Raw genomic sequence first — 22,906 nt, 5'->3', positions numbered from 1 at the left:
TTAAGGATGTTATGAATGACACAAAAGGAATTAAAAAGAACAAAACCTGTTCATGCGCAACGTTATCTTCCTGGTCTCGACGGTTTTAGAGCGATTGCCGTCATCGCAATTATTATTTTTCACTTGAATCCTCAATGGTTGCCAGGTGGTTTTCTTGGTGTAGATACGTTTTTCGTGATTTCTGGGTTTTTAATTACTTCGTTATTGATTACGGAGTATGACAAAACAGGGAAGATCGATTTACCTGCTTTCTGGCTACGCCGTGTGAAGCGTTTAATCCCTGCCGTGTTATTTATGTTGGCAGTGGTATTGACGTATACGCTTATTTTTGAGCCGAGTATTATACTCGCTTTGAAAAAGGATGCCATTGCGGCCATTTTCTATGTGTCGAACTGGTGGTATATCGCGCAAGATGTCGATTATTTCAACCAATTTTCGATCGCACCGTTAAAACATTTGTGGTCGCTTGCGATTGAGGAACAATTTTATTTGTTTTTCCCATTTATTCTTTATATGATATTCAAGTTTAGAAAAAGACAGTATACGTTTATCATATTTTTTATTGTTTCATTAATTTCATTAGCGTTAATGATTTATTTATCGAGTGTGACAAGTAGTACTGCGCGTGTGTATTTCGGAACGGATACCCGCCTTCAAACCTTATTGTTAGGGGCGATGCTTGCGCTTGTGTGGCCGCCCTTCCGATTAAAAGTCAATGTCGCCCATCGATTACGCCTGTTTGTCGACGTGATTGGCGTTTTGAGTTTCGCACTTGTCGCTTATTTTATTTTCAATGTGAGTGAACATGACAAATGGATTTATCATGGTGGTTTTTATTTAATCTCGTTTGTGACGTTGTTTACGATTGCCAGTGTGGTGCACCCTTCTGGATTCTTCGCAAAATTCATGGGTAATCCGCTATTCGTCGCTATCGGTAAACGCTCATACAGCTTGTATTTATGGCATTATCCGGTCATTGTCCTTTTACATCGCCATTTTGTCGCAGGACAAATTCCAAGTTATGTGTATGTCATTGATATTGTGCTAATGTTTCTGTTTGCCGAATTATCGTATCGCTTCATTGAAAATCCCATCCGTAAAAAAGGATTCCGTGCGTTTTCGTTCAAACCGACACACGTTCAGCACTTTGTACGCTTAGCGCTCGTCGTAATTTTGGCAATTCCTTCGCTCCTCTTTTTGAGTGGGCAGTTTGATGCTTTAGGTAAAGCACATAGTGATCAAAAACAAACGGAATTCCAAAATCAAACGGCGAAAAAACCTAAAGCAGAACCGACCCCTACACCAGAATCTTCTAAAGTGGACGCCAAGCAACTTTCGCCACTGTTAATTGGGGATTCGGTCATGGTAGATATCGGTAATGTTTTCCAAAAAGAGGTACCAAATGCCACAATTGATGGTAAAGTGGGTCGCCAATTATCCGAAGCGAACGCTCTCATCACTTCGCAATATCAAAGCTTTGCGAAACCGAAAAAAGATGTGGTGATGCAGTTAGGTACAAACGGAGCCTTTACCGAAGACCAAGTGAATCAAATTATTGACGATTTAGGCGATGCCAACATTTATTTCGTGAATGTTCGTGTGCCTCGTGATTATGAACAAAACGTCAATGATAGCTTGAAAAAAGCCGCTGATAAACATAAAAATGTGCATCTGATTGATTGGCATAAAGCTTCTGGGGGGCATCCTGAATACTTTGCGTATGACGGTGTTCACTTAGAATATGCGGGACAAAAAGCATTAAGCAAACTGATTATTGATGAACTGAAAAAACAACATGAACATGACAAATAATGTGCTAAGGATAGGATACTACGGTCGCCTATAATTTAGAAGCCGTCAAAATTTATCAACAGGATAAGTTTTGATGGCTATTTTATTACAACTTAAATCAGTATAAATGAGACAGATTTTATAGCTTTGAGGTGTGATTTAATATAGCAAATTTGATTGGTTCCTAAGCCGAGACTTCTGAGGCGACTAGAAAAGCGAGGCTTTATGGAACAATCAAACAAATAACATTTTATATCCCACCCCATTTGGTATCCAAAAGGGTTATATGGTAGGATAAATATAAACTAAAATACGTTGTTATTACATTATTTTTTTATCAAAGTGAGATGCATATCAACCGAGTCAAAGAGGAGGAATTACTGTGAAACGTCAAGATCGCAATCGGGATTATCCAAGAATTGAAAAGATTTTAGATGATGGGACGATTATTGCTTACGACAAATTTAATCAATTGAATACCGATTTAAATATTAATACGTTAACCGATCATCAACAACATGAGGTCTTCGGTGGTATTCTCATCCGTCCTCAGCGTCGCGCTAATGATTACAATGAAAGAGACTATCGCCGCGAACAATATCAACAACAAGAAATTGAATCTTCCAAACGCAAAAACAAATGGTTAATGGTCCTCCTCTTTATCGTGGCCATTGCGCTCGTCGCTTTTATCGTCAAAGCTTGTACGGGGGCCAACGATTCGGAACAAACGTCTAACACTGAACCACAGTCGGAACAAACGAATCCAAACGATTCCCAAGTGGTTCAACAAAAAAATGATCAACTCCAACAACAAGTTGAAGAAGCGAAAAAAAGTATTGAAAATAACCAGTCTGATACCCAAAGTAAAATCGATGCGCTCAAACAAGAAATCGCGAATTTAAAAAATAGCGCAAACAGTCAACAAGCCGAAAAAGTAGTCAATGACTATAACAAAACCGCAGACAACTTACAAAATGCGGAAAATGAACGCCAAAATGGCAATAGCGATGAAATGCAACGTGAACTCGATAAAGTAAACAGCAAATTACAAGATATTAAAGATAAAATTACGGAATACTTTAACAACAAATAAGAGATGAAATGAGCGTATCAACGCATTTTATATAAGTGTTCCATAAAAAAGCGCGCCCATCTATTTGAAGATGAGCGCGCTTAATTTTATTCACACATTTTTAAGAATAAAATGTTTTGCCACGACGTGATTCTAAAAATTTCATCACGTCTTGATCAATGTTGTTGTCGTATTTTTCATGAATTTCAATGACTTTATCAATACCTATCGCATCCATCATTTCGAATGGTCCAATAGGTGAACGTGAGTTGATATGCCAAGTGGTATCAATGACATCGTATTCTGCAATTTCGTTAACGTATAAATCTTCAGCGGCTTTGAATAAAGACAATAACAATTTAGATAACACGCCATTGTTGTCATTCGCGACGGCTTGTTGTAAATGTTCGTCAGATGGTTTTTCGCCTACAGGAATATCCCAAGTTTTATATTCAGGGTTTGGATATGTGTAGAATCCTTTACCTGTTGCTTTACCAAGTTCACCATTTTCGATTTTGACGTTATTTTTGTCAACGTACGCTTTTTTCCAAGGTGTGCCGTCTTTTTCATATTCTGCTTGTACGATCGCAGTATTTGTATTTAAACCAACGACGTCAATCGCACCGAATGGACCCACGTTCATATGTATAGCGTTCATCCAAATTTTATCAATTTCTTGTGGTGTTTCTTCTTCATTCGCATACATTTCTTCAGCCACGTGGAAGAATGGCACAAGAAGTGAATTTTGAACGTAACCTGCATGTTCTTTTTTAATTGGCACTGGGTGTAAGCCCATTGCTCCTGCATATTCAACAACTTCATCAAATACAGCACGATCTGTGTCTTTAGTCGCCATAATTTCGCCGACATTATTTAACCAAATTTCGTTCGCAAAGTGTAACGCTAAGAAACGATCTGTACGTCCTGTCGCATCTTTAAAATCACTTGGTAATAATGTTGAAGAGTTTGTTGCGAAAATTGTTTTTTCTGGCGCAACTTCTCCAAGTTCTTTATAAAATGATTGTTTTATTGATAATTTTTCAGTAATGGCTTCAATCACTAAGTCCGCATCTGCGACAATTTCTTTTAAATTTGTTGAAGTTTGGATGCTTTTAACGGTTGCTTTTAATTTGTCTTCTGGCGCATCTAAATCTTTAATATAACGCGGTACTAATTTTTCTAAACGGTCTTTTGCCGCTTCAAGCCCTTTTTCATTCACATCATAAATTGAAACGTTAAAACCTGAATACGCAGCCTGAAAAGCGATTTGGCTACCTAATACACCGCCACCAGCGACAACTACATTTTTAATATTCATCTCTACACTACCCTTCAGAAATAATTTTAGTAAATAACTTTATTATGACATCTAAAAATTAACAAAATCATGAGGTGTTATTTTTATGGGGTGTCACAATTTATTCACAACATAAGTGTAATTAATATACCTTTGAAAATCAAAAGAAGAGATTTCCACTCGCAACTGTTTAATTTGGAAAACTCTTCTTATTTCGTGGCATTGTTTAAACTTATATAGTAGATATGCGCTTAGTAAAACCTTGTAATCACTAAATCACTAATATTTAAACGACTGTCACCATTATAGAATCCCTTGTTTCATTGATTTTTCATAAACGGCCAACCTTAAAATGGGACTTAGCAAAACCATTGTTCATACACATTCATTTAATAAGTGTTCTTAGTTCTCATTGTTACTTAAATTTTGACTATACTATTTTAATATCACATCTAAGACTTGTTGAATATAGGCTTCTTTAGACAATTTCAAATCATTTTTGGCAAAATAATAAAATTCATTTGAAAAGCAATTCAACAACAAATGTGTTTTAAAATGGCTTTGTTCTGTTTCATCCAGTTGTTCACTAATCGTCTCGGCCAATTGTTGATAAAATGGGATTTGTACGATTGAAATCGAACGGTTAATCGACTTTTCAATAAAAGATAACGTGTGAAAGTGTGTTTCTTTGAGATCAACATAAATTTGGAGAATCCCTTTTACCCGTTCGTAAGCCGTGGCAGTAGCGTGTGTAGCTAAAAAATGTTGAATTTCATCAAACATCGTTTCCACTTGGGCATCCATCATAGCGATACAGAGGACAGCTTTATTTTCAAAATGACGGTACAATGTGCCGACCCCAACATTTGCTTGTTTGGCAATTTCTGTCATTTTCATTTCTGAAATGTCAACGCCTTGTTGTGATAATTGATTGACGGTCCCGAGTATGCGCGCTTTATTTTGACGTGCGTCACTACGCTGTTTGTTTTCTGGCATGAGGGCCTCCTTATATTTCTAGACGTTGAATCTCAACATCTAAGTTAAAATACGTTTTTAAAAGTTGACGATAATTGTCTGATGTGACGTCTATTTTACGTTTTTCATCTTTTTCTGTTAATGTAAGGTGATTTTGTGACATTGTGGCACGTCCTTTTTCAGTCGGCATTGTTATGACTAAGCGTTTCACAAAAACAGAATTCGGATTTGTTTGATTGTATTTGATGTTGTCCTCAAACATATCAATCGTGCGTGGAGAAATATCGGACTCATATTTTGTATCCCATGCGTCGTTTTCCCATTTTTGAACTTCAAATTGTTTGTGCGCTTCATCGATAAACACCGCTCTAAATGTTCCTGTGACATCTTGAACAACATTATGTTCTGCATCCTCTGTCAACGGTATTGCTTGTAGAGGTAGATCACCGAAACCGACATCTGCAATGTAATGTGTTCCATCGATCACGACAATTGTGGACATGTGAGAGTCGGGTTGGCTACGTCCTCCGCCTGGGGTATGGATGGTTGCTGATACATTAAAGACCTCAAACCCTTTTTCGATTAAATACGTTTTAAAGAGCGTATTTAGTTCGTAACAAAATCCCCCACGCTGACGCTCAACGACTTTATGATAAAGGTCGTTAACCTCCACAGAAATTGGAATACCATTTTGTACATCAATATTTTCAAATGGAACGGTACGCATGAAGCGCTCTACATCATGATTTAATGTTTCTTTTGTAGGCGCTTGAAAACGTGTTGTATCTATATTTAAATAACGTTCTAATCCTTGAATATCCATAGCGTTCACTCCATTTCTTTTAAACTACATTTTCTACATGAATATGGTAATACGAAATATCTCCCCTTTCAAACGGAATGCATTCCGAATGTTTTTCTGGCATGATTCCGTTTATAACTACGCTTTATCTTTTTATTATCAACTTTTAGAAAAATATAAGCTTCTAGACTCTCATTTATTGCATCACGCTTGTAGGCACATCCATAGAACTTTATGAAATTCGGCATGTATAATAGGAACATGATATTGAATATAAAGGAGTTATAATGATGATTAATTATAAAAAAACGGCATTAGTATTAATTGATTTACAAAAAGGCATTGTTTCTATGGAGACAGCACCGAATTCTACAGAAACGGTATTGAGCAATGCGGAAAAAATGATTCAAAAGTTTAGAGAAAACGATGGTTTTATCGCCTTTGTTCGTGTGAATTTTCACGATGGCAAAGATGCTTTAAGTCCACGTCTTGCAGAACAAGCGTTACCTGGAAAACCAGGCAAAGACTTTTCTGAGTTTCCTGAACGTTTTAATATTACAGACCGTGACTTTATCGTCAACAAACGTGGTTTCAGTGCGTTTTTCGGAACAGACTTAGATTTACAATTGCGCCGCCGTGGCATTGACACGATTATTCTCGGTGGGATTTCGACGCATATGGGCGTAGATACGACTGCACGTGATGCGTATCAACACGGTTATGAACAATATTTTGTCAGTGATATGATGGCTGCACCTAAAGCTGAATTACATGAGTTTTCTTTAAACTATTCATTCCCATTAATGGGCAAGATTACAACGACAGATGACCTCTTACAATAAGGGAGCCTAAGATGAAACAAAAACCAAGTTTTATATTCATTTTAGTAATGGCAGGGCTCGCTGCTTTTGGTCCACTCTCCATTGATATGTATTTACCTGCCCTACCCCAAGTGGCCGATGCCTTGCATACGTCCACCACGCAAACGCAACTTACCCTTACCTTTTTTATGTTCGGGCTGGCTTTAGGTAATATTATATTCGGTGTCGTTTCAGACCAAACGGGGCGAAAACGACCTTTGATTGTCAGTTTAATCCTCTATATTGTCTTTTCCATCGTGTGTGCACTCGCAACTCATGTTGAACTGCTGATTGCTGCGCGATTCATACAGGGGATTGCTGGAGGAGCTGGCATTGTCCTCTCAAGAGCGATTGCCAGCGATAAATATAAAGGTAATGAATTAACACAATTCCTTGCGTTACTCATGCTTGTCAATGGTGCAGCACCTGTCTTCGCCCCAATGATTGGCGGAGTGTTGACTGATCATATGAGCTACCACATCATTTTTTACATCTTAGCGGTTCTCAGTACATTAATGTTTATCGGTGTGCTCTTTAAAGTGGACGAAAGTTTGGCAAAGGAATACCGAAGTGACGCAGGATTTAAGCCAGTTTTCCAAGACTTTCGTCAATTAATCCAACGTCAAACGTTTATCTTACCAATTTTAATCCAAAGTTTAACTTTTGCGTTGTTTTTTAGTTATATGGCCGCTTCACCCTTTATTTTGCAAAATATTTACCATTTAACACCACAAACCTATAGTTATATTTTTGCATTTACAGGGCTTGGCCTCATCTTTACCGCACAATTGACGGCACGTCTTGTCAAAAAAATGAATGCGTTCAAATTATTTAGAAGTTTTAGCGTGATTCAATTGATTGGGGCAATCATCGTAATTGTGTCCCTCTTAAATCACGCATCGTTATGGTTTCTTATTCCAGGTTTCTTTCTCATTGTGGCCTCCGTATCAGGGGTGGCGACCTTAGGTTTCTCTATCGCCATGGATGGTCAGAAAAAAGCCGTGGGGAGTGCCTCAAGTTTAGTAGGCTTGCTTCAATATTTTGTCGGAGCCGCAACAACGCCTCTTGTCGGACTCATGGGAGAACGGAGTTTTATTCCATATCTTATTGTACTTATCATTACGTTAATCTTGATTTTTATCCTTCATGCCGTGCACATACGACATTTAAAAAAAGCACATCTGTAAATATATAACCACCCGTTTTAGAGAGGTAATGAATCCTTTAAAGGTAGATTTTAGTCTAACTTTTAAGATTACCTTTCTTACCGGGTGGTTTCATCTTTATTTAATCGCTTCAAGTGCTTTTTGTACCGATTCAAATTCTTGCTTCGCTGCATCCACCCAGTCGCCTTTTGCTGCTGTGTGGAATTATATTAAAAAGCGACACTGACGAGAAAATTTTGAAAAAGCATGAATTATTTGAACGTAACTCATGTTTTAGGCATACTGTAGGTGTACGATATTTTTACGAGGAGTGAAACTATGAATACACAACAATTAGAGAAGATTAAAAATGGTAAAGGTTTTATTGCTGCGCTAGACCAAAGTGGCGGGAGTACCCCTAAAGCATTAAGTGGTTATGGTGTCAATGAAGATCAATATCGTAATGATGATGAAATGTTCAATCTTGTTCATGAAATGCGTACGCGTATCGTAACTTCTCCTTCTTTTACTTCTGATAAAGTGATTGGTGCGATTCTTTTTGAACAAACGATGGATCGCGAAGTTGAAGGACAACATACAGGCGACTATCTTGCGAACAAAGGGATTGTTCCTTTCTTGAAAATAGATAAAGGACTTGCAGAACAAAAAGATGGCGTTCAACTCATGAAGCCGATGCCTGAATTAGAATCATTATTAGACCGTGCCACTGAGCATAAAATTTTCGGTACTAAAATGCGCTCTAACATTTTAGAGTTTAATAAAGATGGCATCAATCAAGTGATTGACCAACAATTTGAAGTCGCTCAACAAATTATCGCAAAAGGCTTAGTACCCATTATTGAACCTGAGGTTAATATTGATGCGACAGATAAAGCGGAGATAGAGGCTTACTTAAGTGAGGTTATTCAAAAACATTTAGATGCCCTTCCTGAAGATGCTCTCGTAATGTTAAAATTAACGATTCCGACGAACAAAAATCAATATGAATCATTAATCAATCATCCAAACGTGGTGCGTGTCGTCGCATTATCTGGAGGTTATAGCCGTGAACATGCCAATGAAGTGTTAAAAACAAATAACGGCTTAATCGCAAGTTTCTCTCGTGCACTGATTAACGATTTACGTGTCAGTCAATCTGATGAAGAGTTTGATAAAATTCTTGGTGAAACGATTGATTCTATTTATGACGCTTCTGTCAACAAAGTTCAATAATATGAAAAGCCACACCCCGCCTTTGGAGTGTGGCTTTAGTTTATTTGTTGAGCGCTTTTTCAATGTTTTTAATATTTTCTTTCATTAAAGATTGATATGTCGCATCTTGACTTTGTGATTTAGACACGGATTCCATATTGTTAAATTTCAAAGGTTGTGCGTCTGTTTCTTGGCGAATCGTGTCTGTCACTTTATTGGATACATTTTCTTCGTATAAAATGTATTTTGTATTCGAATCTTTAATCGCTTTCACGATATCTGTCAGTTCTTTTTGGGATGGATCTTCTGCGTTCATATTTTGAACACCTTGTTGCTTAAATCCGTAATGTTTGGCCAAGTAGCCTAAAGATTCATGTGAAACATAAAGTGTATCCCCTTGATGTCCTTCTGTCGCTTTTTTCATATCTTTATCGATGCCATCAAGTTCTTTTAACAATTCATCTGCGTTTTTCTTATATTCTGCTTTATGACTTGGGTCTTTTTTACTTAATTCATCGCGTATGGCTTTAACCATTGTTTCATTCATTTTCGGATCCAACCATACATGTGGATCATACATGCCATGGTGATGATGTTCATGCTCATCGTGGTCCGCTTCGTGATCGTGCGCTTTTTCTCCGTGCTCGTGGTCGTGATCTTCGCCCTCATGTTCGTGTTCATGCTCTTCTTTCAATAATTCGCTCTTATTCAAATGTGATTCGAGTGACAATTTTTTATCGTCCTCTTTAATCGCTCCCGCCACTTTTTTAGCGACTGGATCTAAATTATCCCCTGTATAAACAAATAAATCTGATTTACTCGCGTCTAAAATATCCTTTTGTGAAGGTTCATAGCTATGTAAATCTGTGCCCTTTGGATAAATGGATTCGACATCGACATGTTTGCCGCCAATTTGTTTAATAAATGATTCGACTGGAAACACTGTTGTTTTCACTTGGAGTTTGTCACTTGAAGATGATTTTTTTCCAGAATCAGAATCAGATTGGCCACATGCGACTAAAAGAATACTTACGAATGCGATAGTTAAAAAAGCTAAAAAACGTTTCTTCATATTAGCGCAATCTCCTTCTGTTTAAATAGTAATTATTACGATTTAAAATTATACAGTAAGGTGGGGGTGCTTGCAATAGTTTTTTATGACCACTTTGCTTTTTCAAACGACATTCACATAGTAAAATGACAGTAGTCGCAATCATTCCAAGATATTATGGGATAATAATAAATTATTTTTTCATGACAAGGAGGCAACAAGATGAAACATCTCAATCACATCGCGAAAGTGGCATTCGGTACTGCCGCTGCCACAGCCGCATCTTTATATACTTTAAATCAACTGACACCGATGCCAGGTGTGTTTCTTTCAAAACTATTGTTTAATCAACCACAACATAAAGATTATTTAAAACAAACGATGCAAAACGATCCGCATTATACAAATATTAAAGAGAAAGTCACTGCGCTACACGACATCGTGTATGATGCTACAGAAAGCACCGGTCAAATGGATATTTTTATGCCTATAGGGGATAAAGAAGGTTATCCAATTTTATTTTGGGTGCATGGTGGTGGCTATATGAGCGGGGATAAATCTGACCTCACACCTTATATGGAGCTGATTGCCGCACAAGGGTATACCGTGGTCAATATTAACTATGCCCTCGTTCCAGAGGCGCGTTATCCTGAACCGATTTATAGTTTAGAAAAAGCCGTTCAAGCGGTTCACCAAAATGCCCAGGCCTATAAAGCGGACATGTCCCGTGTTGCTTTTGGAGGAGATTCTGCTGGGGGACAAATTATTGGTCAGTTTATTAATATTCAAGTGAACGAAGCCTATCGCCAAACGACGTCGTTTATGCAAACGGTGGACCCTTCAACGATAAAAGCAGCTGTCTTTTATTCGTCCCTCTTAAATACGCAACGTATGGATCGTACTGATGATCCGATGGCCAATCAATTATTTAGTCGACTGGCTTGGGCTTATTTTGATGACAGACATTGGCGTGTCAGCCCGAAAACGATGGAGGCCAGTGTGACCCTTAATATGAACGCACAATTTCCTCCAAGTTATTTGACGGACGCCAAGCATCGTTCTTTTGAAGATCAAGCACTCCAATTTATTGAGACGATGGAACGCAATGGTGTCCCTGTTGAAGGCACATTTCACGAAAGTCCACTTCAGCACGAGTATCAATTTGATATGTCTTTATATGAATCCAAAATCAACTTTGACGCCCTAATCCGTTTTCTCAAACAACATTTAGCATAAAAAAGGATCCGCCTGTCTTTATGACACAGGCGGACCCTTTTTTTGTCGATCTCTGATTAATATTATGATTGACGCAATGAATGCGATACTGATAAGACCCGCAAGCATTAAAAATTGCATAGACCATGAAGGCTGTTGCTGAACCCAGCCTAAAGTCACCGGTGCTACCGCTGTTCCAAAGAAAATAACAAACGTATTCAATGTCGTATAAAATCCTTTGTTCACATCGACAGATTGCACGACTTTAGAAATCAGGGTCGGCAGTGCCAAACCAATGCCTAAACCGAAGAGCACACTCAGCAAAATTGCGCCGAGGAGACTCGTATTGACCGCCATAAGTACGATGGCCAAAACGGTAAGTCCAAGCGCCCCCGTGAGAACTTTCGATACAGAATAATGTTCGGACAATTTGCCTGCGGTTAAGGAAACTAAAATGCCCCCGACGCCGAAAAATTTGCTGACCGCAGCAATTGTTTGCATGCCCTGGCTGTTTTTTCCTAAAAGACTTTCTCCGAGTACGACATACACATTAATAAACGTCATCAATAAGAAAAATGCGATAATATAGCACAGGAGAAGGGTTGGCTTTCGAAAAACCGAGACGACACTACGCCCAAAATCTTTAAATTGCACGGAGGTCGATTGTAGGGGCGTATTCGGCAACAACCAAATATTGATGATTGTGAGCAGCGCATACGCATTGCCTAATATTAAAAACACCATGCGCCATGAATAAACGTTCGCAATCATTTCACTCACTACTTGGCCAAATATTCCCGCAAATAAAAAGCCCATTGTCACAAAGCTCGTTGCTGTGACACGTTTTTGAGCTGGGAATACGTCTGAAATGTACGCAATAATGATGGGTGCATAAGCTGCAGCCGCCAAGCCTTGGCAAGCACGAAGCACGACAAACATGGTAAACGTCGTCGAAAATACTGAAATGACTGTAAATATCGTATGTGCGATTAAGCCATAAATCATGACACGTTTACGCCCCAATTTGTCTGATAACAATCCATAAACGAGACATCCGAAGGCAAACGCAAATGAAAATGCCATACTCGCATACGGCGCTTGAAAAACAGGAACTGACAAATCTTGTGCGATGAAAGTACCTGTAGTAATCGTGCTATATAAGCTAAACATGACGAGTAACCCCGTAAAAAATAATACGAAGGTAATCCATTGATAATGGACCCGATTCATATATGCTCACCTCTCAAAATATCATTCCAATGATGAATTAATGCTATTCTATTTTCACATAAACCCTCACGGGAATGCTATTCAAAAACCTTTCTATATTTTTCACAACAAATCCTCTTCGTCAATCTCAACACGTGTAGGTTTCTTCTTTTCATCGCGCCTCTATTGAAGAACAATCATGGGTCGAGTGAAACTCCTACTAGAGAAAACGTGGGCATTAAAAAACTGTCTACAAAATCAATAATTTGTAGACAGTTTTCCCGAGGAATCCTCGAAATTTATTTTGAAGCTAATGCCGCTTTGACCGCTTCAGCCACTTTTTTCGCAGAAGCAGGATTTTGGCCTGTAATTAACGAATCATCTGTTTGGATAAATCCTTTCATCGGCACTTTTGATTTTTCATATTTCGCGCCTTTTACTTTCAATTCAGATTCTAACTCGAATGGCACAATACTTTTACGATTGGCTAAGACTTCTTCCGCATTGGAAAACCCAGTTAATCGCTTGCCATCAATGAAAAATCGGTGGTTCGGACGTTTTACTTCTAATAATGCTGCCGCCCCATGACACACGGAGGAAACGATACCGCCGTTGTCATAAATCGTGTTGACGGCTTGATTGATATATTCATTTCCTGGGAAATCATACATCACACCGTGACCACCCGTAAAATAAATCGCGTCATAAGCCGTGGGATCTGCGGTTTCAATACTTGGCGTAAGTTTCAATTGCGCCATAAACCGTTCGTCTTCATAATAGCGTTTTGTCACTTTATCTAAAATGCCTGGAATCAAACTTACAGGATCTAAAGGCGTTTCCCCACCTTTAATGTTATACAAGTCAACTTGGAAATTTTCATCATTTTGAAATTCATCGTAAAAATGCACGAGTTCACTTAACCATAAGCCAGTAGTTTTATCTGTGCCGTCAAAATGTGTATGGCTTGTATTGACAATCATTATCTTTTTCATGTCACCTTCACCACTTTTTATAAGATTTTCATCTATTATAAAGTAGTTTTGGGATGCTTACGAATCATTTGTTTGCATATTTATCGTGTACGTCTCTATTTTGGGATGGGGTCACCATGCGTTACCCCTCATTATTGCGTTTGAAGACGTTGAATTGCGCGTTCATATTCTTGTAATTTTTGATCTTTCATCATTTCTGCCGCTGTGTTAATCGGTTCATAAGTTTGCCATTCTTCTTTTTTATTAATCAATTGTTTTAAATGTTCTTCTATCGTTATCGTCACCATAATCCCCCATTTGTTAAATTGCAGCGAAGCCTTTGGCCAAATCATCGATAATATCATCGATATGTTCTAAGCCTATGGATAAGCGAATCGTTTCTGGCGCAATACCTGCTGCTAATTGTTCGTCCTCGGTTAATTGTTGATGTGTGGTTGATGCGGGATGAATGACGAGTGACTTGGCATCCCCGACATTCGCAAGTAGTGAAAACAAATCTAAAGCTTCGATAAATTGTTTCCCCGCTTCATAACCGCCTTTAACCCCAAATGTAAATACTGAACTTGCCCCTCGAGGTAAATATTTGTTTTTCAAATCATAATAACTACTTGAAGGAAGTCCCGCATATTTTACCCAAGCGACTTTCGGATGTTTGGATAAATAATGGGCCACTTTTTCAGCATTTTCGACGTGACGTTCCATACGTAGCGATAATGTTTCTAACCCTTGTGTCAGTTGGAATGCATTGAAAGGTGACAGTGCCGCCCCCGTATCCCGTAATAATGTTGTTCGTATTTTAAAGGCTAATGCCGCATCTCCAAATTTCTCGCTAAAAACGATACCATGATAGGACGGATCTGGTTCACTTAGTCCTGGGAATTTTCCGTTTGTCCAATCGAAGTTGCCCGCATCAACAATGACACCTCCCATCGATGTACCATGTCCACCAATAAATTTTGTCGCAGAATGCACCACTATATTCGCCCCATACGCAATCGGACGGAGTAAGTAAGGCGTCGCAAACGTATTATCTACGATGAGTGGAATACCGTGGGCTTTTGTCACTTTCACAAGCGCTTCAATATCTTCAACATTTCCTTCAGGATTGCCAATGGTTTCGATAAATAAAGCTTTCGTATTCTCTTGAATCGCCTTTGCGACATTTTGAGGATCAAGTGTGTCTATGAACGTCACGTCAATGCCAAATTTTGACAACGTATGTGTGAATAATGTATGTGTGCCTCCGTATAAGGTTTCACACGCCAAAATATGGTCTCCTGACTGCGCAACCGATTGGATGGCATATGTAATCGCCGCCATACCTGACGCAACAGCGACGCCTGCTACGCCCCCTTCTAGCTCTGCGACACGTGCTTCTAATACTGCTGTTGTTGGATTCATTAAACGTGTATAAATATTGCCCAGTTCTTCGAGTCCAAATAATTGTGCGGCGTGTTCCGTATCGTCGAAGTTATAAGATGTCGTTTGATATATCGGAACTGCGCGTGAATTCGTCGTTTGGTCCACTTCTTGGCCGGCGTGCAATTGTAACGTTTCAAATCGATAGTCTTGAGTCATGAGTACTCCCCCTTAAATAAATAAAAAAAGCCTACCTTGAAAGATAGACTTTACGCATTAAGACTCATCTCTCAGGTTCATCACCTGCAGGAATTAGCACCTAACTGAATAGGTTGCCTGGTTTCAAAGGGCCTGTCCCTCCACCAATCTAGATAAGTAATTATGAAATTAAACTTAGTGTATAACATACTCATGTAGAAGTCAATACGAATTCCGATTTCTTGAATAAGATTAATAATATCTAGTATTTCCTATTTATACAAAACTAAATATTATCGTTTAATAATTTTGAAATAATTAAATTGTGTAATGTGGTAATAGTATGTTAGTTGTGATAATCTTAAATTGTAAAGGGTGCCATTTAATTAATTATGCCACTCAAAAATTTACTTATTTTTTGGAGGATGAGAGAATGTTTAAAAAGCAACATTTTGGGATTCGCAAGTTTACAGTAGGCGCAGCTTCTATCGCAGTAGGTGCGACTTTATTCTTTGGCGCAAATGCTTCTGCAGATGCAGCTGAAGTTGATGGTCAAGCTTGGACAAACGACAACTTAGGGGAAAGTTACGGCACAGCTTATGTAGAATCTAACGGCAACGCTGAAGGTCAAGCTTATGAACCAACATTAGCAGAAAGCAATGCTGAAGGTTCTGCTTGGGTTGCAGACAACGCGGTTTCAAGCAACGTTGACGGTCAAACTTGGACAAATGACAACTTAGGAGAAAGCTATGGTTCTGCTTACGTAGATGCTAATGGCAACGTCGATGGTCAAGCTTGGGAACCTACATTAGCAGAAAGCAATGCTGTGGATTCTGCAGTAGAAAGCAATACTGAGGGTTCTGCTTGGGTTGCAGACAACGCGGTTTCAAGCAACGTTGACGGTCAAGCTTGGACAAATGACAACTTAGGGGAAAGCTACGGTTCTGCTTACGTAGATGCTAATGGCAACGTCGATGGTCAAGCTTGGGAACCTACATTAGCAGAAGGTCCTGAAACAGGCTCTGCTTGGGTAGAAAACAACCTTAACGAAACAGTAACAGCAACAGGAGAACCTGCATATGCTGAACCACTACCAGAAGGTCACATCGGTATTAACGGTGAACCTGCTTATGCTGAAGCGCTTCCTAAAGGCTCTTTAGATGGTTATTTATATGACCACGGTACGGGTGTTACTCATGAACTTCCTGAAGGTGACATCGCAATCAACGGTACTGGCGTAACACACGAATTACCTGAAGGCGACATTTCACTTAACGGTACAGGTGTCACTCATGAATTACCAGAGGGTACTTTAGATACGGACAACGATGGTTACACTGATGACGTAGAAATCGCTGAAGGCACAAGCACAACTGATGCCTCTATCACACCAGCGGCAACTGTCGATACTGATTTTGACGGTTACACTGATGCTGAAGAAGTGGCTGCAGGCACAAACCTTTACGATGCAGCATCTACACCAGTTGAAACTGCTGTAGGTCAAGAAGCAATTGCTGCTGATGCTCACGTAGCAAACGAAGCAACTGCTCAAGGATCTGTTGAAGCAACACCAGCACAAGCTGAAGGTCAAGCAGAAGGACAAGCTTTACCTGAAACTGGTTCAACAGAACAAGGTACATTATTCGGAGGACTTGTTGCATTCATCGGTGCTGTATTAGCTTTCTTTGGCTTACGTCGTAAAGCGTAATTCAAAGCGATACACCTTCGACATGCAACAAAAACGGATTGGGTGAATTCCCAATCCGTTTTTTCTTGTTATATAAGTTTTTTTCGCAATTTGTTAAGATCTCTTTGATTTATACTGCTTTATTTGAACGTTTTTGTAAAAAGATAGCTAAAGCTGCAATAACAATAATAGTTAAAATAACACCAATAACACCTAGTGTTTTTACAATATTACCAAATACGATACCCACCACTAAAAAGTCTGTATCAGAAAATGTTGTTGAAGCAAGACCTAAATCTCCAAGGAAAGGTAAGAATAATAAAGGTAAGAAAGTAATTAAAATACCGTTCATCATTGCACCAAAAACAGCACCTTTAATACCACCGCGTGCATTTCCAAACACACCCGAAGCTGCGCCTAGGAAGAAGTGTGGAACGACACCTGGTAAAATAACCACACCGCCAAGCATAAACATGATGAACATACCTACTACACCTGTCACAAAGCTAACAAAAAATCCAATTAATACTGCATTTTGCGCATATGGAAAAACAATTGGGCAATCCAATGCAGGCTTAGAATTAGGAACAAGTTTTTCAGAAATCCCTTTAAAGGCAGGAACAATTTCAGCTAAAATCAATCGGACACCTGTCAAAATAATGAAGACCCCTGCCGCAAAAGTAACTCCTTGAATCAGTGAAAAAACGATAAAGTTTTGATCATGGCTAATCTCTTTATGAACAAAACCTACCCCCGCAAATAAACTCGCAATCAAATATAATGCAACCATTGTAATTGAAATACTAATGGTACTTTCTCTCAAAAAGCTCAACCCTTTAGGAAACTTAATTTCCTCAGTTGATTTTGATTTCCCTTTAAACAATTTGCCAATTTCTCCTGCCGCCCAATAGCTTACCGTACCAAAATGACCTAACGCTACTTGATCATTGCCGGTAATTTTTCGCATGGTTGGCTGTGCCAACGCAGGAAAAACAGACATAATTAATCCTAAAATAATCGCTCCAATAACTATAGTTAGCGTACCGCTTACTTTTCCAACAGTTAAAATTATGGCTAAAAATGCTGCCATATAAAATGTATGGTGTCCAGTAAGAAAAATGTATTTCAAGTTCGTAAAGCGCGCAATTAAAATATTAACAATCATACCAAATACCATAATAAGTGCTGCGGTTGTGCCATACTTCTCTAATGCGATGGAAATAATAGCTTCATTATTTGGAACTACCCCTTGTACACCAAATGCATGTTGGAAGATTTTTCCAAAAGGTTCCAATGATTGAACAACCACCCCGGCACCTGCACTTAATATTAAAAAACCTAAAATGGTCTTAATGGTGCCTGTCGTCACGACAGAGGCCGGTTTCTTTTGAACTAAAAGTCCAATCAATGCGATGAACGCCACTAATATTGCAGGTTGGCTTAAAATATCAACGATAAAATCAAGAATGCTTTTCATGATGACACCCCCAGTTTTTAAATTTTATCTAAATCACGTAATTTATCCGTTAGTTTTTCTTCTAATTCTTGCTTATCTAAAATATTATCTAAAATCAAAACTTCGCCTAAACGGGCTGCGTTTTCTTCTAAATCTCGTCCACAAATGAACAAATCAGCCATCTCTGGGCTTGCGGTCATAATATCACTATGTTCAACTTCAATTTCTTGCTCAATATTCAAATTTTTTAGAACCTCTTGCACATTCATTTCAACCATAAAACTACTTCCTAAACCATGTCCACATACGACTAAAATTTTCATATTAATCTACTCCTTTAATAATATTGATAATTTCTTCTTCATTTGAAGCCTCTAATAATGCTTCAATATTTTCTTGTTGCCCTAGCAACTGAGCTAAATTTTGTAAAACCGTCAAATGCGATGTAGAATCAGTAGCACTAAGTACAAAAACCAACTCTGCATAGTGACTGTCAGTTGAAAAATTTATCGCCTCATCTAGCTTCAATAAACTGAGGCCCACTTGATGCACATCATTTCCTGGCCTCGCATGGGCAATAGCGACATGTGGTGCTATAACTATATAAGGCCCTAGTGTTTTAACACTTTGAATCATAGAATCTATATAGGAAGATTCAATATATTTTTGTGTTAACAAAGGTTGTGCTGCGAACTCAATTGCTTCTTCCCAACTGTCCACTTGATCTTTTACTATAATTTTATCCTTTGTAAGGACGTCTAAAGTCACTCTATTTCCCCTCCATTTTTCGGATATTCTTTTTAAAGTCTTCTAATTGACCATTAATTAATTGGTTTCTTATTTCATCTCTAAACAAAAGTTCACTTAATTGCTTTAATGCTTTTAAATGAACGTTTGTGTTTTCAGTTGCTAAGCATACAATGATTTTTACTGGATCAAACCTATCATGATTAAAAACAACGCCTTTTTTGAAATATCCTAAACTCATTCCTACGCCTTTCACATGAGTTGTACTACCATGAATTAATGCAATATGCGGCCCAATAACCATATAGGGGCCAAGTTCATGCAACTTGTTCATAATTTCATCTTTGTATGTGTTTAAGACAATCCCATCTTGTTCTAACGGATATACTGTTTGGGTAATTGCTTCTTCAAATGTCCTTTTGACGGAAATCTCAAAGATACGTGAATCTGTAAGAATGTCACTGAGTGACACTCCTGTAGTGTAATCTAAGCTTGCATTTTCTACGCGTTTGGAATTAATAATATGATTGAGTTTTTTTATGTCCTCCTGTGTTAACAATGGAGAAACTGTAATGCTTTTAATTGTTTTATATTGCGTCGGTACAGTTGAAATAACCATATCCACATTCATTTCCATTAATTCAACTTCATCTATTTCGTAAATTGAATACGCTTCTATAATGTCAAACTCAGGATATATATTCGTTAACTTCGCATTTAACAATTGAGAAGTTCCAACCCCAGACCCACACAATAATATAACTTTAATCTGTTTACGTTTTTGATTTAATAATCTTTCAAAGCTTGATGCAAAATGAAGCGTAAGATAACTGATTTCATGCGCATTGAACTGGATATCGAAATGATTTTCAAATAAAGTTACATGTTTTTGAATCATATCTATCAATTCACGATACTCATTCACAATATCTTCATGTAAGGGATTAATATGATTGAGTTGATTTTGCATTCGATAAATTGCGGGAGATAAATGAATCGATAATCCTTGAATTAATTTGTGATCTGTAAAAAATTCAATCCCCATTTCGAAGCTCAATCTTTCTACAAATTGACTTATTAATTCTTCAAGTTCTGAAACGTGATGTCGTTCTACATTCAATGTAGATTGTTTAGAAGCAAGTAAATGTAAAGTAATCAATTCAACTTCAGAATCTGGAAATTCAATATTAAAATAGTGTTCTATTTCCGTTTTTAACTTTATCGCTACTTGATATTGCTGATTAACCTGATGGAATGCATCCTCTTTAGATGTGTATGGTAAGGGATAATTCTGCTTAAGGCGCTTGATTGCGATAAATAAATGTAATATAAGCCCTTCGATTGCAGTTTGAACTAATTGATACTCTTCATTTTTAAGTACCTTAATAACCAGTTTACGAATATTCTTTAAGTCTTCAGTACCATTAAAGTGAGCAATTATGGCATCATTCATCTCTTCATAATACCTATGTAGAAGTTGGGCATACGCATTTCGATAGTCAGATTCTTCCCCTTTGATAATGAACCCTTTGTTTTTAATATAGGTCATAGCAAGTTTGTTGACTTCAAACCACTGGATAGCTTCTTTAATGTCACTCGCTATTGTACGGCGACTGACACGCAATTCCTCTGCCAAAGTTTTTGAACTTAATGGTCTCTCTTGTTCTAACAGTATTAGTTTGAGCAATGTTAATCGTTCATCTTTTGAAAAATGATACTGTTTAATTTGGGTAGGATTCATTCCATTTATATCAGTTTCATTTTTTTCATGAAACGCTTTAACTCCTTCAGATTTACTTCTGACAATACGATAGCCTAACGTTTCAGACATAGCTTCTAAATACTCAATATCGTATTGAATGGTTCTCTCAGAAAGATTGAATTCTTTAGCTAGTTGGCTCGTTGTGACAAATTGTGAAACGTTGCTTATTCGATTTAAAATCTGATGTTGACGATTGCTTAACAAATTTATGCCTCCTATACTTTTATTGTAAACGCTTTCCAGAAGAGGTAGATATGCAACCTTTTGCATTTGAAAATCCGCAAAAGTTCATATCTAAAATCATCATTTCATTAAAGAGCTAGGTTATAACCAACTTAAAATTAGAAAGCCACCAAAATTTACCCTTAGATAAATTTTGATGGCTATTTGAGTAACACTTAAATCAGTAAAACAGAATTTTTAACTTTGATTTGTAAGTAAATATGGCAGATTGATTGATTCCAAAGCCAAGACTTCTTAAGTTTTAATTGCAACTAAAAATCCGTTTTTAATGTTTAAAATGTAAATAAGAGATGCCCCATCAATGCAATAATCGGTAATGCGATAATCGTACGCATTAAGAAAATCGCAAACAGTTTTGGCAAGCTCACTGGGATTTTAGAACCTAAAATTACGCCACCCACTTCGGATAAATAAATCAATTGACTGACGCTCAATGCCCCTACCACAAAACGTGTTAAATCACTGGATACGCCTTCAATGAGTAATGACGGTAAAAACATATCCGCAAAACCGATTAACACTGTTTCAGAGGCTTCTTTTGCTGCAGGAATTTGCAAGATTTCAAACAGTGGCAAGAACGGCAACCCTAATATTCGGAAGATCGGTGTATACGTGGCGAGAATTGTCGCAAGCGTTCCAATCGTCATCACGACGGGTAATACCGCAAGCCACATATCAATCACTGTTTTGAAGCCATCTTTGAAAAATTGTTTTGCACCTGGCGCTTTAATGCCTTGTTCTGTCGCTTGTTCAAAACCATAAACGACAGGATTTTTATTTCCTAAATCCTCTTCTTGTAACGTGGCATGTTTTTTGTTATTTCTAAATGTGTCTGGCACACGATTTAAAGGCCATAAACGTGGCAAAATAATCGCACAGGCCAAACATGCGAGTATCACTGTTAAATAGAAATAATAAAAATGATGTGATAAATGAATGGTTTCCGCTATGACGATAACAAATGTGATAGAGACCACACTGAACATCGTCGCAATCGTCGTTGCCTCACGACGGGTGTAATAGCCTTGATTGTATTGTTCACTTGCGATCATGACGCCGATTGTACCATCGCCTAAAAACGAAGCCAAGTTAATCACGGTTGAACGTCCTGGCAATTTAAATAAGGGACGCATAATTGGTCTGAAGATCGGCCCGAAAAATTCTAATAAACCGTAAGACATTAAAAATGGTAAAAACAAACCTGCAAAAAAGAAAATAGTGACTAATGTCGGTAATAAACTGCTAAATACAAGATCTCCTGTATCACTAGAATAGATGACTTCCGTGCCAACTTTGAAATAAACTAGCCACACAAATACTACCGCGAGTAAACGCACAATCACCCATAATGGCCCCACAGAAAATGTTTTTGCCATTTGTCTTTCTGGATCAAGCTTGTCTTTATAAATGGTACTACAGAGGACCGTTAAAATTCCTGAAAGTGTAATAATCGCTAAAATAATGATGGGCATCGCCCCACCAATCAAATCTTTCATTAAATTGGACAACCATGCAATCGGAAGTGTTGTTTCTGATTGTCCTTGATCATTAGGGAGACTAATCGGTAATAAAAACAAGAAAATGCCGATTAATGACATAATAATAAATTTTAGTCGTCCTTTAATGATCTCTTTTTTACTATACGTATTCACATTTTCCACCCCTTCTCATATGAAGTTTCTTTTCTTAATAATGTCATAAATCCTTGTGGGAAGGAGGATTTTTTTACATTGTGTATTTCAAAAACAGCGCAATCTGTCTTTATATTTCGTTCTCTATTTGTATGTTTATCATTCACGCGACGTGCGACTCCTCACTTTTGCGTATAAATAT

General features: G+C 37.9%; 19 protein-coding genes, 1 pseudogene and 1 riboswitch. Of the genes and pseudogenes, 7 read left to right on the top strand and 13 right to left on the bottom strand.

Annotated elements, in window-relative coordinates:
• Positions 1 to 15: 15 nt before the first annotated feature.
• Both PYW36_RS00980 and PYW36_RS00975 read left to right on the top strand, forming a co-directional pair.
• The gene (locus tag PYW36_RS00980; RefSeq protein WP_103159188.1) at positions 16 to 1,812 is read left to right on the top strand and encodes an acyltransferase family protein; all 1,797 of its coding nucleotides are present in this window, start codon (positions 16 to 18) and stop codon (positions 1,810 to 1,812) included.
• 361 nt (positions 1,813 to 2,173) lie between these two features.
• Positions 2,174 to 2,884, top strand: a complete 711-nt coding sequence (locus PYW36_RS00975; protein ID WP_103159189.1) for a hypothetical protein — start codon at positions 2,174 to 2,176, stop codon at positions 2,882 to 2,884.
• A 100-nt stretch (positions 2,885 to 2,984) separates the two neighbouring features.
• On the opposite strand, the gene PYW36_RS00965 is transcribed toward PYW36_RS00975, so the two are convergent.
• The 3 genes from PYW36_RS00965 to PYW36_RS00955 form a co-directional block, all read right to left on the bottom strand.
• Positions 2,985 to 4,199, bottom strand: a complete 1,215-nt coding sequence (locus PYW36_RS00965) for a 3-hydroxyacyl-CoA dehydrogenase (protein WP_308446701.1) — start codon at positions 4,197 to 4,199, stop codon at positions 2,985 to 2,987.
• Between the two features lie 396 nt (positions 4,200 to 4,595).
• A complete protein-coding gene (locus PYW36_RS00960; RefSeq protein WP_103159191.1) occupies positions 4,596 to 5,156 on the bottom strand; it encodes a TetR/AcrR family transcriptional regulator in 561 nt (186 codons plus the stop codon).
• 10 nt (positions 5,157 to 5,166) lie between these two features.
• Positions 5,167 to 5,958, bottom strand: a complete 792-nt coding sequence (locus tag PYW36_RS00955) for an arylamine N-acetyltransferase family protein (RefSeq protein ID WP_103159192.1) — start codon at positions 5,956 to 5,958, stop codon at positions 5,167 to 5,169.
• A gap of 269 nt (positions 5,959 to 6,227) precedes the next feature.
• On the opposite strand from PYW36_RS00955, the gene PYW36_RS00950 reads away from it, so the two are divergent.
• The 3 genes from PYW36_RS00950 (at position 6,228) to PYW36_RS00940 (ending at position 9,175) form a co-directional block, all read left to right on the top strand.
• Positions 6,228 to 6,779, top strand: coding sequence for an isochorismatase family protein (locus tag PYW36_RS00950; RefSeq protein WP_103159193.1), 552 nt, complete (start codon positions 6,228 to 6,230; stop codon positions 6,777 to 6,779).
• Between the two features lie 11 nt (positions 6,780 to 6,790).
• Entirely contained in the window at positions 6,791 to 7,984 is a 1,194-nt protein-coding gene (gene tcaB / locus PYW36_RS00945) for a putative multidrug effflux MFS transporter TcaB (protein WP_103159194.1), read from the top strand.
• A gap of 297 nt (positions 7,985 to 8,281) precedes the next feature.
• The gene (locus tag PYW36_RS00940; protein ID WP_103159195.1) at positions 8,282 to 9,175 is read left to right on the top strand and encodes a fructose bisphosphate aldolase; all 894 of its coding nucleotides are present in this window, start codon (positions 8,282 to 8,284) and stop codon (positions 9,173 to 9,175) included.
• 46 nt (positions 9,176 to 9,221) lie between these two features.
• Here PYW36_RS00940 and PYW36_RS00935 read toward each other — a convergent pair.
• Positions 9,222 to 10,226, bottom strand: a pseudogene (locus PYW36_RS00935) (metal ABC transporter solute-binding protein, Zn/Mn family); the annotation flags it as partial.
• Positions 10,227 to 10,427: 201 nt separating this feature from the next.
• On the opposite strand from PYW36_RS00935, the gene PYW36_RS00930 reads away from it, so the two are divergent.
• Entirely contained in the window at positions 10,428 to 11,441 is a 1,014-nt protein-coding gene (locus PYW36_RS00930) for an alpha/beta hydrolase (RefSeq protein WP_103159197.1), read from the top strand.
• A gap of 18 nt (positions 11,442 to 11,459) precedes the next feature.
• On the opposite strand, the gene PYW36_RS00925 is transcribed toward PYW36_RS00930, so the two are convergent.
• The 4 genes from PYW36_RS00925 to PYW36_RS00910 all read right to left on the bottom strand — a co-directional run bounded on the left by PYW36_RS00925 (position 11,460) and on the right by PYW36_RS00910 (position 15,199).
• Entirely contained in the window at positions 11,460 to 12,650 is a 1,191-nt protein-coding gene (locus tag PYW36_RS00925) for an MFS transporter (RefSeq protein WP_103159198.1), read from the bottom strand.
• Between the two features lie 278 nt (positions 12,651 to 12,928).
• The gene (locus PYW36_RS00920; protein ID WP_103159199.1) at positions 12,929 to 13,621 is read right to left on the bottom strand and encodes a type 1 glutamine amidotransferase domain-containing protein; all 693 of its coding nucleotides are present in this window, start codon (positions 13,619 to 13,621) and stop codon (positions 12,929 to 12,931) included.
• Between the two features lie 131 nt (positions 13,622 to 13,752).
• Positions 13,753 to 13,905, bottom strand: a complete 153-nt coding sequence (locus tag PYW36_RS00915) for a hypothetical protein (protein WP_157946068.1) — start codon at positions 13,903 to 13,905, stop codon at positions 13,753 to 13,755.
• Positions 13,906 to 13,921: 16 nt separating this feature from the next.
• A complete protein-coding gene (locus tag PYW36_RS00910; RefSeq protein WP_103159200.1) occupies positions 13,922 to 15,199 on the bottom strand; it encodes an O-acetylhomoserine aminocarboxypropyltransferase/cysteine synthase family protein in 1,278 nt (425 codons plus the stop codon).
• A 61-nt stretch (positions 15,200 to 15,260) separates the two neighbouring features.
• Positions 15,261 to 15,358, bottom strand: a riboswitch (SAM riboswitch).
• Between the two features lie 253 nt (positions 15,359 to 15,611).
• Here PYW36_RS00910 and PYW36_RS00905 point away from each other — a divergent pair.
• Complete coding sequence (locus PYW36_RS00905) at positions 15,612 to 16,886, top strand: YSIRK-type signal peptide-containing protein (RefSeq protein ID WP_172458455.1); 1,275 nt, start codon at positions 15,612 to 15,614, stop codon at positions 16,884 to 16,886.
• A 109-nt stretch (positions 16,887 to 16,995) separates the two neighbouring features.
• Here the strand turns inward: PYW36_RS00905 and PYW36_RS00900 are convergent, their stop codons facing one another.
• From PYW36_RS00900 to PYW36_RS00880, 5 genes are all read right to left on the bottom strand, one after another.
• Positions 16,996 to 18,342, bottom strand: a complete 1,347-nt coding sequence (locus PYW36_RS00900; protein WP_037576224.1) for a PTS ascorbate transporter subunit IIC — start codon at positions 18,340 to 18,342, stop codon at positions 16,996 to 16,998.
• Positions 18,343 to 18,359: 17 nt separating this feature from the next.
• Positions 18,360 to 18,644, bottom strand: a complete 285-nt coding sequence (locus tag PYW36_RS00895) for a PTS sugar transporter subunit IIB (protein ID WP_037576225.1) — start codon at positions 18,642 to 18,644, stop codon at positions 18,360 to 18,362.
• A gap of 1 nt (position 18,645) precedes the next feature.
• Entirely contained in the window at positions 18,646 to 19,089 is a 444-nt protein-coding gene (locus PYW36_RS00890) for a PTS sugar transporter subunit IIA (RefSeq protein WP_103159202.1), read from the bottom strand.
• Position 19,090: 1 nt separating this feature from the next.
• On the bottom strand, positions 19,091 to 21,034 hold the full coding sequence (locus PYW36_RS00885; RefSeq protein ID WP_172458422.1) for a BglG family transcription antiterminator: 1,944 nt from the start codon (positions 21,032 to 21,034) through the stop codon (positions 19,091 to 19,093).
• 311 nt (positions 21,035 to 21,345) lie between these two features.
• Positions 21,346 to 22,671 carry a YjiH family protein gene (locus tag PYW36_RS00880; protein WP_210433488.1) on the bottom strand — a complete coding sequence of 442 codons (1,326 nt, stop codon included), beginning with the start codon at positions 22,669 to 22,671 and terminating at the stop codon, positions 21,346 to 21,348.
• Positions 22,672 to 22,906 lie beyond the last annotated feature (235 nt).

The sequence above is a fragment of the Staphylococcus chromogenes genome (assembly GCF_029024625.1).
GTDB lineage: Bacteria > Bacillota > Bacilli > Staphylococcales > Staphylococcaceae > Staphylococcus > Staphylococcus chromogenes.
This window is presented reverse-complemented; position numbering and strand designations above follow the sequence as displayed.

What these genes read in the sequence shown, in the direction of transcription:
- PYW36_RS00895 (WP_037576225.1), bottom strand. Translation starts at nt 18,644, where the DNA reads ATGAAAATTTTAGTCGTATGTGGACATGGTTTAGGAAGTAGTTTTATG.
- PYW36_RS00960 (WP_103159191.1), bottom strand. Translation starts at nt 5,156, where the DNA reads ATGCCAGAAAACAAACAGCGTAGTGACGCACGTCAAAATAAAGCGCGC.
- PYW36_RS00955 (WP_103159192.1), bottom strand. Translation starts at nt 5,958, where the DNA reads ATGGATATTCAAGGATTAGAACGTTATTTAAATATAGATACAACACGT.
- PYW36_RS00950 (WP_103159193.1), top strand. Translation starts at nt 6,228, where the DNA reads ATGATTAATTATAAAAAAACGGCATTAGTATTAATTGATTTACAAAAA.
- PYW36_RS00880 (WP_210433488.1), bottom strand. Translation starts at nt 22,671, where the DNA reads ATGTCATTAATCGGCATTTTCTTGTTTTTATTACCGATTAGTCTCCCT.
- PYW36_RS00980 (WP_103159188.1), top strand. Translation starts at nt 16, where the DNA reads ATGACACAAAAGGAATTAAAAAGAACAAAACCTGTTCATGCGCAACGT.
- PYW36_RS00900 (WP_037576224.1), bottom strand. Translation starts at nt 18,342, where the DNA reads ATGAAAAGCATTCTTGATTTTATCGTTGATATTTTAAGCCAACCTGCA.
- PYW36_RS00940 (WP_103159195.1), top strand. Translation starts at nt 8,282, where the DNA reads ATGAATACACAACAATTAGAGAAGATTAAAAATGGTAAAGGTTTTATT.
- tcaB (WP_103159194.1), top strand. Translation starts at nt 6,791, where the DNA reads ATGAAACAAAAACCAAGTTTTATATTCATTTTAGTAATGGCAGGGCTC.
- PYW36_RS00910 (WP_103159200.1), bottom strand. Translation starts at nt 15,199, where the DNA reads ATGACTCAAGACTATCGATTTGAAACGTTACAATTGCACGCCGGCCAA.
- PYW36_RS00925 (WP_103159198.1), bottom strand. Translation starts at nt 12,650, where the DNA reads ATGAATCGGGTCCATTATCAATGGATTACCTTCGTATTATTTTTTACG.
- PYW36_RS00930 (WP_103159197.1), top strand. Translation starts at nt 10,428, where the DNA reads ATGAAACATCTCAATCACATCGCGAAAGTGGCATTCGGTACTGCCGCT.
- PYW36_RS00920 (WP_103159199.1), bottom strand. Translation starts at nt 13,621, where the DNA reads ATGAAAAAGATAATGATTGTCAATACAAGCCATACACATTTTGACGGC.
- PYW36_RS00905 (WP_172458455.1), top strand. Translation starts at nt 15,612, where the DNA reads ATGTTTAAAAAGCAACATTTTGGGATTCGCAAGTTTACAGTAGGCGCA.